This is a genomic window from Mesorhizobium sp. M0016 (genome assembly GCF_040324035.1).
Taxonomy (GTDB): domain Bacteria; phylum Pseudomonadota; class Alphaproteobacteria; order Rhizobiales; family Rhizobiaceae; genus Mesorhizobium.
Genome location: NZ_JAMYVM010000014.1, coordinates 1 through 12,706, shown reverse-complemented (window position 1 = coordinate 12,706; position 12,706 = coordinate 1). Strand labels below are relative to the sequence as shown.

General features: G+C 63.1%; 12 protein-coding genes. 6 read left to right on the top strand and 6 right to left on the bottom strand.

Features of this window, described 5'->3' with window-relative positions:
• Window positions 1-4: 4 nt before the first annotated feature.
• Together NKJ88_RS20020 and NKJ88_RS20015 are read right to left on the bottom strand one after the other, a co-directional pair.
• Complete coding sequence (locus tag NKJ88_RS20020) at window positions 5-1,591, bottom strand: ABC transporter substrate-binding protein (RefSeq protein WP_023671387.1); 1,587 nt, start codon at window positions 1,589-1,591, stop codon at window positions 5-7.
• A gap of 154 nt (window positions 1,592-1,745) precedes the next feature.
• Complete coding sequence (locus NKJ88_RS20015; protein ID WP_023700403.1) at window positions 1,746-3,731, bottom strand: CocE/NonD family hydrolase; 1,986 nt, start codon at window positions 3,729-3,731, stop codon at window positions 1,746-1,748.
• A gap of 182 nt (window positions 3,732-3,913) precedes the next feature.
• On the opposite strand from NKJ88_RS20015, the gene NKJ88_RS20010 reads away from it, so the two are divergent.
• Window positions 3,914-4,168, top strand: a complete 255-nt coding sequence (locus tag NKJ88_RS20010) for a BrnT family toxin (RefSeq protein ID WP_023700404.1) — start codon at window positions 3,914-3,916, stop codon at window positions 4,166-4,168.
• Complete coding sequence (locus NKJ88_RS20005; protein WP_023671384.1) at window positions 4,155-4,466, top strand: BrnA antitoxin family protein; 312 nt, start codon at window positions 4,155-4,157, stop codon at window positions 4,464-4,466. Before NKJ88_RS20010 ends, NKJ88_RS20005 begins: the two co-directional genes overlap by 14 nt.
• 10 nt (window positions 4,467-4,476) lie before the next feature.
• On the opposite strand, the gene NKJ88_RS20000 is transcribed toward NKJ88_RS20005, so the two are convergent.
• Genes NKJ88_RS20000 through puuE form a run of 4 tightly spaced genes read right to left on the bottom strand, consistent with a single transcriptional unit; the run spans window position 4,477 to window position 7,879 of the window.
• Entirely contained in the window at window positions 4,477-5,070 is a 594-nt protein-coding gene (locus NKJ88_RS20000) for a nucleoside deaminase (RefSeq protein ID WP_023700405.1), read from the bottom strand.
• A 3-nt stretch (window positions 5,071-5,073) separates the two neighbouring features.
• Window positions 5,074-5,574 (bottom strand): ureidoglycolate lyase, encoded by a 501-nt coding sequence (locus NKJ88_RS19995; RefSeq protein WP_023700406.1) that lies wholly within the window; start codon window positions 5,572-5,574, stop codon window positions 5,074-5,076.
• Window positions 5,571-6,428: a bifunctional allantoicase/(S)-ureidoglycine aminohydrolase gene (locus NKJ88_RS19990; RefSeq protein ID WP_502904757.1), complete on the bottom strand. Its 858-nt coding sequence runs from the start codon at window positions 6,426-6,428 to the stop codon at window positions 5,571-5,573. The genes NKJ88_RS19995 and NKJ88_RS19990 overlap by 4 nt, the downstream gene beginning before the upstream one ends.
• Window positions 6,429-6,460: 32 nt before the next feature.
• The gene (puuE, locus tag NKJ88_RS19985) at window positions 6,461-7,879 is read right to left on the bottom strand and encodes an allantoinase PuuE (protein ID WP_023700408.1); all 1,419 of its coding nucleotides are present in this window, start codon (window positions 7,877-7,879) and stop codon (window positions 6,461-6,463) included.
• A 184-nt stretch (window positions 7,880-8,063) separates the two neighbouring features.
• Between puuE and uraH the strand changes: the two genes are divergently transcribed.
• The 4 genes from uraH to NKJ88_RS33015 all read left to right on the top strand — a co-directional run.
• Entirely contained in the window at window positions 8,064-8,438 is a 375-nt protein-coding gene (gene uraH, locus NKJ88_RS19980) for a hydroxyisourate hydrolase (RefSeq protein WP_023694734.1), read from the top strand.
• Window positions 8,439-8,441: 3 nt separating this feature from the next.
• The gene (gene xdhA, locus NKJ88_RS19975; RefSeq protein ID WP_352445143.1) at window positions 8,442-9,923 is read left to right on the top strand and encodes a xanthine dehydrogenase small subunit; all 1,482 of its coding nucleotides are present in this window, start codon (window positions 8,442-8,444) and stop codon (window positions 9,921-9,923) included.
• Complete coding sequence (gene xdhB / locus NKJ88_RS19970; protein WP_352445142.1) at window positions 9,923-12,289, top strand: xanthine dehydrogenase molybdopterin binding subunit; 2,367 nt, start codon at window positions 9,923-9,925, stop codon at window positions 12,287-12,289. The genes xdhA and xdhB overlap by 1 nt, the downstream gene beginning before the upstream one ends.
• 74 nt (window positions 12,290-12,363) lie before the next feature.
• A partial coding sequence (locus NKJ88_RS33015; RefSeq protein ID WP_502904756.1) for an XdhC family protein occupies window positions 12,364-12,706 on the top strand: 343 nt, incomplete at its 3' end.

Genomic DNA, 12,706 nt, shown 5'->3' with positions numbered 1-12,706 from the left:
GGGCTCAGGCTTCGAGCCAGCACTTCGCCAGCGCGTAGCCGTTCATCAGCTCCTGATGCGGATCGTCTACCCAGCCGCCGACCTTGGCGCCTGTCGCATCGATGAACTGATTGAACATCGGCAGGATCAGGCCGCCCTCGTCGCGCACCAGCACGGCCATGTCGTGGTACATCTGCTTGCGCTTGGTCTCGTCGAGTTCGGCGCGTGCGGCCAGCACCAGCTTGTCGAAGTCCGGACGCTTGAAACGGGTGTCGTTCCAGTCGGCGGTCGACAGATAGGCGGTCGAGTACATCTGGTCCTGGGTCGAGCGGCCGCCCCAATAGGAGGCGCAGAAGGGCTGCTTGTTCCAGACCTCGTTCCAGTAGCCGTCGCCGGGCTCGCGCTTGAGCTCGATCTTGATGCCGGCCTTGGCCGCGCTCTGCTGGAAGAGCTGCGAGGCGTCGACCGCGCCCGGGAAGGCGACGTCGGAGGTGCGCAGCAGCACGGTGCCGTCATGGCCCGACTTCTTGTAGTGGAACTTGGCCTTGTCGGGATCATATTTGCGCTGCTCGATCTCGGAAAACAGCGGATAGGACGAATTGATCGGGAAGTCGTTGCCGAGCGAGCCGTAGCCGCGCAGCACCTTGTTCAGCATCTCTTCGCGGTCGATCGCGAGCTTCAGCGCCATGCGCAGGTCGCTGTTGTCGAAGGGCGCGGTGTTGCAATGCATGATGAAGACGTAGTGGCCGGGGCCGGCATGGTTGCGGATGGTGACGCCCGGTACGCGCTTGATGAGGTCGACGATCTTCGGCTCGACGCGGTTGATCATGTTGACCTGGCCGCCCTGCAGGGCCGCCGTGCGCGCGGTCGCGTCGTTGATGACGATGATCTCGATCTGGTCGGCATGGCCCATCTTGTCGGCCTGCCAGTAATTGGCGAAGCGCTCGCCGCCATGGCGCACGCCGGGCTCGTTGGTGGTGACCTTGTAGGGTCCTGCCGAGATGCCGGCATCCGCCTTGTCCTTGCCGCCGTTGGGCTGGACGATGAGGTGGTAGTCGCTGAGGAGATAGGGAAGGTCGGCGTTGGCCTCCTTCAGCGTCAGGACGACTTCCTTGCCACTGGCTTTGATGCTGTCGATGCCCTTCATGTAGCCCAGCGCGCCGGACTTCGACTTTTCATCGGAATGGCGCTCGAGCGTTGCCGCCACATCCTCAGCGGTCACCGTCTTGCCGTTGTGGAATTCGACGCCGTCGCGGATTTTCAGCGTCCACACCTTGGCGTCGTCCGACGAGCCGATCTCTTCGGCGATGCGGTTCTCGAGCTTGCCTTCCGGGGACAGCTCGACGATCAGTTCGCCCCACATCTTGCCAAAAGCGAACGGCACTTGCGTCATGAACAAAGCCGGGTCCAGGCTGTTCGTGGATTCGCCGCCGACGAGGCCGGCCTTCAGCGTGCCGCCCTTGACCGGGCCTTCCGCGCGAGCCGCACTGGAAAGCAGCATATTGGCGAAGGGCGCTGTGACGCCGAGTGCTGCGGCGCGGCCGAGGAAATCACGACGGCTCAGCTTGCCGGACGCAACGCGCCGGCTCAGATATTCGAGTTCGTTGGACATTTGAGTTCCTCACTCTGTTGGTTCGACCTTATGGTCGTTTTTTGCTTGTTGTTACCAAAGGGATATTGACCGGAAGGCAAAGCGGTAAGCAAGACGGAATGCGACATGCCGTGGCGTAAATCGTGCGTCGCAACTGGACCAGTCGGGTGGACGCTCAGAGCAGGTCGCGCGGGATCGTCTCTTCGAAATCGCGTTCGAAAACCAGCGTTTCGCCCTCATAGGCTTCGATTCTGGCGCTGACGATGAAGTTTTGCGCATCGCAGCGCATTTCAGCCGACGTCTCGGTGCGCACCGACCATCCGTTTCGCGACAAGGTCTGCGTCCAGTGCGTGCGGCCCGAGGCAGACAGCGGGTCGTCGGGGTGGATCGTCCAGCTCTCGCGGGCAATGCTGCCATTGGCCAGTCCATGCGCGAGATCGCGCACTTCTCCGAAATCATCCGTGATCGACAGCGTGACGATGCCGGTCTTCTCATCGCGATCGACGTGACGCTCGGAATTCGCTGTACGAACTGTCTCGGTTGCCCAGGGTGTTGCGCCTTCGGGAGACTGGAATGAAGTCTCGTCGCTTTTTGCGAGCGGGCGCAGCGGCAGCCTCAGCGTCGCCGCTGAAAGGTCGAGCCGCACCGGCTCCGGCGACGGCCAGATCATCGGCCAGTAAGCGTTGGAAACAGCGATGCGCAGGCGGTGTCCGGCCGGCACGCGGTAGGCGCACTGGTCGAGAATAACGCGCGCCGAAACCGTTTCGCCCGGCACCAGCGCTTGCGGCTGTTCGTGCGAAGCGCGATGCGTCAGGTTGAGCACGCCGTAGGAGATCAGTTCCGAGGCGCCGTCGGGGTGCACGTCGCACAGCCGCACCGCGATGTTCGCCTGCGGGCGATCGGACGACACCCGGATGAGAAGCTCCGGCGCGCCGACGATGTCGAGTGCCTCGGCAAGCACAGGCTGATCGAAGCAGACGGACAGCGCATCGTCCGGGCGCTGGTCGCCGGGCAGTTCCGGGCCAAAGGTGAAGGGAAAATATTCGCCGCCGGCGAGCCCGCAGCTTTGCGGGGTCGCCACGATCGCCGGCCTGACGCCGTCAGCAATGAGTTCGATCGCCCCGACCTTGATGTTGGGAGACGGCCATTCCTGTTCGGCCACCCAACGGCCCGGCCGCTCCGGGTGCCAGCGCGCCGGCCGCACACTGTCCATGACATAGGCGCGGTAGTCCGGGTCGGCCTCGACGCCGGTGTCGACGCCCTTCAACCAGTTGTCCCACCAGCGCAACGCCTCCTGCAGGAAGCCGATGGCGGGTTTGGGTTCGGCATAATGCGGGTATTTGTGGATCCATGGCCCGACAATGCCCTTCACCGGCGCCTGGATGTTGGTGACCAGATGCGAGATCGTGTTGCGGTAGCCGTCATGCCAGCCGCCGATCGACAGCACGGCGGCTTTGACCGCGGAGAAATCCTCGCAGATCGAACCGCGTTTCCAATAGGCGTCGCGATGCTGATGGCTGAGCCAGAGCGGCAGAAGGAAAGACTGGTTCTCCAGCCGCGTCAGCCAGAGGTCGCGCCAGCGATTGTCGCCCGCAATCAGCGGATCCGGCGGTCGCGACGAATAGGACAACATAGTCGAGGCCCAGCCGAAATTTTCCGTCAAAAGGCAGCCGCCCTTGTAGTGGATGTCGTCGGCGTAGCGGTCGACGGTCGAGCACAGGCTGATCACCGCCTTCAGCGCCGGCGGCTGCTTGGCCGCTACCTGCAGGCAGTTGAAGCCGCCCCAGGAAATGCCCATCATGCCGACGCTGCCATTGCACCAGGGCTGTGCTGCCGCCCAGGCAATCACATCACAGGCGTCCTGCAATTCCTGTTCGGAATATTCGTCGTCCATCAGCCCTTCGGAATCGCCATTGCCGCGCATGTCGACGCGGATCGAGGCGTAGCCGTGGCCGGCGAAATAGGGATGCGTCAGCTGATCGCGAAAGATGGTGCCGTCGCGCTTGCGGTAGGGCAGGTGCTCGAGGATCGCCGGCACCGGATCGCTGCTGGCGTCCTCCGGCATCCAAACCCGCGCCGACAGCCGGCAACCATCCGGCATGACGATGCCCATATCGGGGAATTCGACGACCTTGCGGGGAAATTCGGTGATGGTTTTCATGCGATGCTCCAGGATGTCAGTGACGCATGAAGCGGGCATGTCATGAAGTCAAACGGGCGACGGCCGGTGTCGCCGCGACGACGCCACGATATGTAGCCCGATTGTTTTGCCCTGATGTTGCAGGATTATAATTAATGTATTACATTTATTAACTGAACCCAACGTGATGAGGATGGTTTCGCCTGAAAATCGTTTGGGATGAGCCAAAGCGCGTGACGAACCTGGACAGCCGGGGTCTCGATTTTGCCGAACTCGATATTGAGTTTTTTGCGACTTCAACCGTCCTTCCAGCCAAGGCCGACCGGTTCAAGGCGATTGGCGAATTCGGAGAGATCATCCTGGCCGTGATTTTCAAGCCGCTTGGTTCGGAGGCGATTTCGGTGATCTCGATGCGCCGTGCCAGCCGAAAGGAAAGGTCAGTATATGAACAATCCTAAATCGCGTGTTCGACCGCTTACCGATGCGGAGGAAGTGGAAATTCAAAGACAAATTGTTGATGATCCCGACGATGCGGAGACGACAGACGAACAGTTGGCGCAAGCCAGGCCTTTCGCGGAAGTGTTTCCAGAACTTTTCGAGAGCATAAGGCGTGCTCGTGGCCGGCCAGCCGTGGAGAAGCCTAAGCAAGTCGTGTCCATCCGTCTGGATCAGGATGTCATCAGTAAATTCAAGGCGACCGGCAAGGGCTGGCAGGCCAGGATCAACGAGGTGCTGAAAAACGCGAAGGTAGGCTAGGCAATCCGCGTCAGTTCAGCGGAATGTCGTTTTCGGCCTTGCGCGCCTGATAAGCGCCGGACAGTTCGTCGTAGCGGGCGGAAATATTGCCGATCCTTGCCTCAAGCCGGCCGCGCTCGGCCTCGGGCAGCGCCCGCACCAGCCTGCGAATGGAAAAACTCTTCCAATAAGTGTTCTCGGCATTGTAGCCGCCGGGATCAAGAGTGAAGACCTCTTTCAGGATTTTCAGATCGTGCGGGATCGCAAAGCTGTCGCGTGAATCCTCGTGGCTGAAGAGGTAGTAGAAATTGTCGAAGCCGGTCCAGGTGATCGCCGACAGGCAGAGCGAGCAGGGCTCATGCGTGGCGATGAAGATGGCGTCCTTGGTGTCGACGCGCTCGGCTTTCGGCATTTCATAGAAACGCTTCAGGCAGTGCACCTCGCCATGCCAGAGCGGATTTTCCATCTCGTTGTTGGTTTCGGCCAGCACCAGCGAGCGGTCGCCCTTCCGCAGGATGGCGGCGCCGAACAGCTTGTTCCCATGGGCCACGCCCTCTGCCGTTTTCGGCACGATGTCGTGCTCGATGACATCGAGCAGGCGGTCGATCAGCGATATGTCGGTCATTTCTCAGGTCTCGTTGGGGAGATGGATTTCGTAGGTGTGCGAGAAATGGAACTCTTCGAGGTTGGAGCCGTCACCGCCGCGGTCGACGATGACGAAATCCTGCGCTTCGCCGAGCGGCGTCAGCACGCCGTGCCAGAGATTGCGCGGATAGTTGACGCCTTGCCCGGGTGCGGTGATGAAGGCGTGCGGCTCGCCCGGACCGTCCTTGCCGTCATGGCAGACGACGACCAGGAAAGGGCGCGGTGACAGCGGGATGAACGCCTGGCTGCCTAAGGGATGGCGCTCGACCATGGTCAGCTTCAGCGGCAGGTCGTAAGGCGTGCCGCGCGCCATCGAGATCAGCACGCAGGCATTCGGTCCCGCGGCTTCAGCGGTGGCGAGATTGTGGTAGCGCTCGGTCTTGCCGCCATTGATCGGGTAGTGATTGCCGCCGCCCATGTCGATGACATCGCCGAAGCCGGCAAAGCTTTCGCGGGTCAGCGGCCGCGCTGTGATGCGGGTCACCGCGCGCGACCGCCAATGCCCGCCCCGCCGAGCTTGGCGTGCCGGTTGACGTCCTTGTAAAGGAGATAGCGGAATTTGCCTGGGCCGCCCGCGTAGCAGGCCTGCGGGCAGAAGGCGCGCAGCCACATGAAGTCGCCGGCCTCGACCTCGACCCAGTCCTGGTTGAGGCGGTAGACCGCCTTGCCTTCCAAGACATAGAGCCCGTGCTCCATGACATGCGTCTCGGCAAACGGGATGACGGCGCCGGGCTCGAGCGTGACGATGGTGACATGCATGTCGTGGCGCATGTCGGCCGGATCGACGAAACGGGTCGTCGCCCAGCGGCCCTCGGTGCCGGGCATCGGCGTCGGCGCCACTTGCTGGTCACTGCTGAACAGGGCTTCCGGCGCGTCGATGCCGTCGACGGCCTCATAGGCCTTCCTGATCCAGTGGAAGCGTACGGCGTCGCGACCTTCGTTGCGCACCGTCCAGCCGCTGGCCGGCGGCAGGAAGGCAAAACCGCCGGCTTGAAGCACGTGCTTCTTGCCGGCCAGCGAAACGGTCAACTCGCCCTCGACCACGAACAGCACGCCCTCGGCGCCGGTGTCCGGCTCGGGCCGGTCGCTGCCGCCGCCAGGCAGGATCTCGACGATGTACTGCGAAAATGTCTCGGCGAAACCCGAAAGCGGCCTGGCGATGATCCAGGCCCTGGTCTCGTCCCAGAACGGCAGTGGGCTGGTGACGATGTCCTGCATCACTCCCTTCGGTATGACGGCATAGGCCTCGGTGAAGACGGCGCGGCCGGTCAAAAGCTCAGTTTGGCCGGGATGGCCGCCATGCGGTGCATAATAGGTTTTCTGGTCAGTCTTGATCATATCCATTGGGTCCTGACCCCTCAGTCATTTCATTAGAGCGGGAGCATGTCTTTCAGGCGGAGCAGCGCGATGCGCTCGACCTGTTTGCAGGAGGTATCGAGTTCTACGCCACGGCTGTTGCCGATGCGCGCCTCGAACTCGGCGAGGATCTCCTCCTTGGTCTTGCCCCGCACCGCGATGATGAAGGGAAAGCCGAAGGTGGTGACGTAAGCGGCGTTGAGCTTGGAAAACAGCTCGCGCTCCTTGTCGGTCAGCGCGTCGAGGCCGGCGGAGGCCTGCTCGCGTGTGGATTCCGCAGTGAGGCGTCTCGCTTCGGCCAGTTTGCCAGCGAGATCGGGATGGGCGTTGAGGACGCCGATCCGCTCGGTTTCGCTGGCGGCGCGGAAGACGCGGCAGAGCGCATTGTGCAGGCCGCCGGCGCTGTCATGCGCCGGCCCAAGCTCCAGCTCATAGGCACGTTCGGCGATCCAGGGCGAATGTTCGAACACGCCGCCGAAAGTGTCGACGAAGGTTTCGAACTCCATCTTCGACGGCTTGAGCGCCGCCGGCTGGTAGGGGTGGTTCTTCTGCCAGTGCCTGGCGATATCGATCCGCCGCGCCAGCCAGACCTTGTCGTGCGATTTCACATAGTCGACGAAGCGCTTCAGCGCCGCCACCCGACCAGGACGTCCGACGAGGCGGCAATGCAGGCCGATGTTCATCATCCGCGGCCGGCCCGCTTTGCCCTCGGCAAAGAGCGTGTCGAAACTGTCCTTCAAATAGGCGAAGAACTGGTCGCCGGAATTGAATCCCTGCGGCGTGGCGAAACGCATGTCGTTGGCATCGAGCGTGTAGGGGATGACGAGTTGCGCGCCGCCGCTGTGCTCGAACCAGTAGGGCAGTTCGTCGTCATAAGTGTCCGACACATAGTCGAAGCCGCCCTCTTCGGCCACCAACCGCACCGTATTGACCGAGGTGCGGCCGGTGTACCAGCCGGTCGGCCGTTGGCCCGTCACCTCGTAGTGCAGCTTGATCGCCGCTTCGAGGTCGCGGCGCTCGTCCTCGGCGCTGTGGTCGCGGTAGTCGATCCATTTCAGGCCGTGCGAGGCCATTTCCCAGCCGGCCTCCTGCATCGCCGCCACCTGGTCGGGCGACCGGGCTAATGCTGAGGCGACCCCATAGCAGGTCACCGGCACTTGCGCCTCGCTGAACAGGCGCAGCAGCCGCCAGAAGCCTGCCCGCGCGCCATATTCGTAGATCGATTCCATGTTCCAGTGGCGCAGGCCGACCCAGGGCGCGGCGCCGACGATTTCCGACAGGAAGGCTTCCGAGGCCTTGTCGCCGTGCAGCACGCAGTTCTCGCCGCCTTCCTCGTAGTTGACGACGAATTGGACGGCCACATGCGCACCGCCCGGCCATTTCGGATCCGGCGGATTGGCTCCGTAGCCGCGCATGTCTCTAGAGTAACGCATTGCCCCTCCCCGCCGGACGCTGCCGGAAGTTGTGATCAGGATAGTCGAAAGGGTTGCTCGCGCATTCCCCCGAAATTTTTGAAAGTGTTTTTGTGCCACTCCGCTCGACCGGGACTTATGCATCGCCTTTAATTGGCGCACAATTCACTGCTTTGTTCGGCTGTATCGGAAATGGGAGGCGCCAGTGGCAGAAACGTCGAAAGCCGATGGCGGACGTCTGACGACGCATGTGCTCGACACCGCGACCGGCAAGCCGGCGGCGGGCCTGTCGATCGCGCTTTATCATCTTGAGAGCGACGCGCGGATACATTTGAAGACCGTCGTCACAAATGCCGACGGCCGCTGCGATGCGCCGCTGCTGGCAGGAGCGGAATTCCGCCTCGGCGAATACGAACTGGTGTTCGCCGCCGGTGACTATCTACGCGGCCAGGGCACCAAACTGCCGGAACCGGCCTTCCTCGACAGTGTGCCGATCCGCTTCGGCATGGCGGAATCCGTGCATTATCATGTGCCGTTGCTTATCTCTCCTTATGGCTACTCGACCTACAGGGGGAGCTGACGCATGGCCAAGATCACAATACGCAACGAGATCCGCTTCATCCTCAATGGCAGGGATGTCGCGCTGTCGTCGGTGGCGCCCGACGCGACCTTGCTCGACTGGCTGCGGCTCGACCGCTCGCTGCGCGGCACCAAGGAAGGCTGCGCCGAGGGCGATTGCGGCGCCTGCACGGTCCTGGTCGGAAAATTGTCCGCCGGCAAGCTGGTTTATGAAAGCGTCAACGCCTGCATCCGTTTCCTCGGTTCGCTCGACGGCACCCATGTCGTCACCGTCGAGCATCTGCGCGGCGCGCCTGGCCAATTGCATCCGGTGCAGCAGGCGGTGGTCGATTTCCACGCTTCGCAATGCGGCTTCTGCACGCCGGGCTTCGTCATGTCGCTCTACGGCTTGTGGATGAAGTCGCCGGACCCGTCGAATGCGGCGATCGAGAAGGCCTTGCAAGGCAATCTTTGCCGCTGCACCGGCTATGAGGCAATCATGCGCGCCGCGCGTGCCATCTCCAGCTACGGCAAGGCGGCGAAGGATCCGCTGGCGGCCGAGCGCAAGGCGATCACCGCCAGGCTCGAGGCTATGCATGACGGTGCCCGCGTCGAAATCGGCGCCGGCAAGCTGAGGTTGGTCGTCCCGGCCAACGCCGATGATTTCGCCGCTGTACTGGATAAGGAACCCGACGCCACTGTTGTCGCCGGCTCGACCGACGTCGGCCTGTGGGTCACCAAGCACATGCGCGACATCTCACCGGTAGTCTTCATCGGCAATCTCGAGGGGCTGTGCGCGATCTCCGAAGACAATGACGTCATCACCATCGGCGCCGGCGTTACCTACACCGACGCCTTCGCGACACTGGCCAAGCGCATCCCCGCGCTCGGGCCATTGTTCGACCGCATCGGCGGCGAACAGGTACGAAACATGGGCACCATCGGCGGCAACATCGCCAATGGCTCGCCGATCGGCGACACGCCGCCGCCCCTGATCGCGCTTGGTGCGCAACTGACGCTGCGCCGCGGCAAGAAGCGGCGCACCATCGCGCTCGAGGATTTCTTCATCGCCTATGGCAAGCAGGACCGGCAGCCAGGCGAATTCGTCGAGGCCGTGCACGTTCCCGTGCCGGCCAAGGGCACGAAGTTTGCCGTCTACAAGATCACCAAGCGCCGCGACGAGGACATCACCGCAGCCCTTGGCGCCTTTTTCCTCGACTTGGCCAAGGACGGAACCGTGGCCGATATATGCATCGCCTATGGCGGCATGGCGGCCACCCCGAAGCGGGCTTTCGGTGTCGAAAAAGCGCTGCTCGGCAAGCCGTGGACGGAGACAACGGTGGAAGCGGCCATGGCTGAATATGCCGGCGATTTCACCCCGCTGACCGATATGCGGGCATCGGCCGAGTACCGGGCGCTGGCGGCCAGGAACCTGCTGCTGCGCTTTTTTGCCGAAACCAGCGGCAGCAAGGCGCCGTTCCAGGTGTCACGCAACGAGGCGGCCTGATGAACAAGCACGCCTCTCCAGATCTCAAGGCGCAGAAGATTTCCGGTGGCGTCGCCGCCGACCAGCGCCACGATTCCGCGCACAAGCATGTCAGCGGCAGCGCGGTCTATATCGACGATATGCCGGAACCGGCGGGCATGCTGCATGGCTGCCTCGGCCTGTCCACGGCGACGCATGCGACGATCAGCAAAATGGATCTGTCGGCGGTGCGCGCGGCGCCGGGCGTCGTCGATGTGCTGACGGCCAAGGACGTTCCGGGCGAAAATGACATTTCGCCGACCGGTCGACACGACGAGCCGGTGCTGGCCGACGACAAGGTGCAGTTTTATGGTCAGCCGATCTTCTGCGTTATTGCCAAGACGCGCGAACAGGCGCGCCGCGCCACCCGGCTGGCCAAGGTCGAATACAGTCCATTGCCTTTCGTCACCGACATTGGCGATCTCGACCCCCGCAAGGACAAGCTGGTCACGCCGCCGCTCACGCTGAAGCGTGGCGATGCCGCTGCCGCGATCAAGGCGGCGCCCCGCCGGCTGAAGGGCAAGATGCGCATCGGCGGCCAAGAGCATTTCTATCTCGAAGGCCATATCGCAGTGGCCATTCCCGGCGAGGACCAGGACGTCACCATCTATTCCTCGACCCAGCATCCGAGCGAAGTCCAGCATATGGTCAGCCATGCGCTGGGCGTGCCGAGCAATGCCATCACGGTGGAAATCCGCCGTATGGGCGGTGGCTTCGGCGGGAAGGAGACGCAAGGCAACCAGTTTGCGGCATTGGCGGCGATCGCCGCCAAGAAACACCATCGCGCGGTCAAGATTCGGCCCGACCGTGACGACGACATGATTGCCACCGGCAAGCGCCATGACTTCCTCGTCGACTACGAAGTAGGTTTCGACGACGCCGGCAACATTCTTGGCGTCGACTTCATGTTCGCGGCGCGTTGCGGCTTTTCATCGGACCTGTCCGGCCCGGTCACCGACCGCGCGCTGTTCCATTGCGACAACACCTATTTCTGGCCGGCGGTGCATGCGCAATCGGCGCCGCTTTACACCAACACCGTGTCGAACACGGCGTTTCGCGGCTTCGGCGGCCCGCAAGGGATGGTCGGTGCCGAACGCGTCATCGACGAGGTTGCCTTTGCCGTCGGCAAGGACCCGCTCGAAATCCGCAAGCAGAATTTTTATGGCACCAGTGGTGATAAGGACGGGGGCCGCAACGTCACCCCGTATCACCAGACGGTCGAGGACAACATCATCCACCGCATCGTCGCCGAGCTGGAGGCGAGCGCCGACTATGCGGGGCGCCGCCGCATCATCCAGGCCTTCAACGCCAACAGCCGCTTCATCAAGCGCGGCCTGGCGCTGACGCCGGTCAAATTCGGCATCTCTTTCACGGCCACCCACTACAACCAGGCCGGCGCGCTGGTGCATGTCTACACCGACGGTTCGGTGCATCTGAATCACGGCGGCACCGAGATGGGGCAAGGCCTCTACGTCAAGGTGGCGCAGGTGGTGGCGGAAGAGTTCCAGATCGACCTCGACCAGGTCAAGATCACCGCGACGACCACCGGCAAGGTGCCCAACACTTCGGCCACCGCGGCGTCGTCCGGCACCGACCTCAACGGCATGGCGGCGCAGAACGGCGCCCGCCAGATCAAGGAACGGCTGACCGACTTCGCCGCCGAAAAATACCAGGTGCCGCGCGAGCAGGTGCTTTTCCTGCCCAACCGGGTGCGCATCGGCAACCAGGAGATCGCCTTCACCGACCTCGTCAAGCAGGCCTATATGGCCCGCATCCAACTGTCGGCGGCGGGTTTTTACAAGACGCCGAAAATCCACTGGAACCGTGACAAGGGCGAGGGCCGTCCGTTCTATTATTTCGCCTATGGCGCCTCGTGCTCGGAAGTCTCGGTCGACACGCTGACCGGCGAATATGTCGTCGAGCGCACCGACATATTGCATGAAACCGGCCGCTCGCTGAACCGCGCCATCGATCTCGGCCAGATCGAGGGCGGCTTCATCCAGGGCATGGGCTGGCTGACGACGGAGGAGCTGTGGTGGGACGGCAAGGGCCGGCTGCGCACGCATGCGCCGTCGACCTATAAGATCCCGCTCGCGTCCGACCGGCCGAAGATATTCAACGTCACGCTGGCCGACTGGCCGGAGGCCAACGAGCCGACGGTGCACCGTTCCAAGGCGGTCGGCGAACCGCCCTTCCCGCTCGGCATGTCTGTGCTGCATGCGCTGTCGGACGCGGTGGCAAGTGTGGCCGATCATAAGGTCTGTCCGCGTCTCGACGCTCCTGCAACACCAGAACGGGTGCTGATGGCGATCGAACGGCTGAAGGGTGAAGCCAAGAATAGCGCCTGACTCTGACCTGGATTCTGGCAAAACGTGGAATTCAGACTGAAAAACCCTATATTTCCCGTACGGGAATGCGAAATATGAAGTCGAAAGTGCAAAGGCTCAGAGCTTTTCTCGCCAGCGCCGACCGGTTTGCCTTGGTCGAAGTGGCCAGTACCAAGGGCTCGACCCCCCGCGAGAAGGGCGCCTTCATGCTCGTCTCGCAGGCGGCGATTTTTGGCACGATCGGCGGCGGTCAGCTCGAGTACATCGCGATCGACAAGGCGAGGCAGATGGTGGGGTCTTCACCCTCCCCCTTGTGGGGAGGGTCGGGGGGGGGGGCCGGGCGGGGGGGGGGGGGGGGGGGGGGGGGGGGAGCGCCCCCCCGGGGCGGGGGGGGCGGCCCGCGGGGCCGGCCGCCCCCCCCCCCCCCCCCGGGGGGGG

Bases quoted from the DNA above. Each gene is read 5' to 3' on its own strand.
- xdhB (WP_352445142.1), top strand. From the start codon at position 9,923: ATGAACAAGCACGCCTCTCCAGATCTCAAGGCGCAGAAGATTTCCGGT.
- puuE (WP_023700408.1), bottom strand. From the start codon at position 7,879: ATGCGTTACTCTAGAGACATGCGCGGCTACGGAGCCAATCCGCCGGAT.
- NKJ88_RS20015 (WP_023700403.1), bottom strand. From the start codon at position 3,731: ATGAAAACCATCACCGAATTTCCCCGCAAGGTCGTCGAATTCCCCGAT.
- NKJ88_RS19990 (WP_502904757.1), bottom strand. From the start codon at position 6,428: ATGATCAAGACTGACCAGAAAACCTATTATGCACCGCATGGCGGCCAT.
- xdhA (WP_352445143.1), top strand. From the start codon at position 8,442: ATGGCCAAGATCACAATACGCAACGAGATCCGCTTCATCCTCAATGGC.
- NKJ88_RS20020 (WP_023671387.1), bottom strand. From the start codon at position 1,591: ATGTCCAACGAACTCGAATATCTGAGCCGGCGCGTTGCGTCCGGCAAG.
- NKJ88_RS20000 (WP_023700405.1), bottom strand. From the start codon at position 5,070: ATGACCGACATATCGCTGATCGACCGCCTGCTCGATGTCATCGAGCAC.
- NKJ88_RS20005 (WP_023671384.1), top strand. From the start codon at position 4,155: ATGAACAATCCTAAATCGCGTGTTCGACCGCTTACCGATGCGGAGGAA.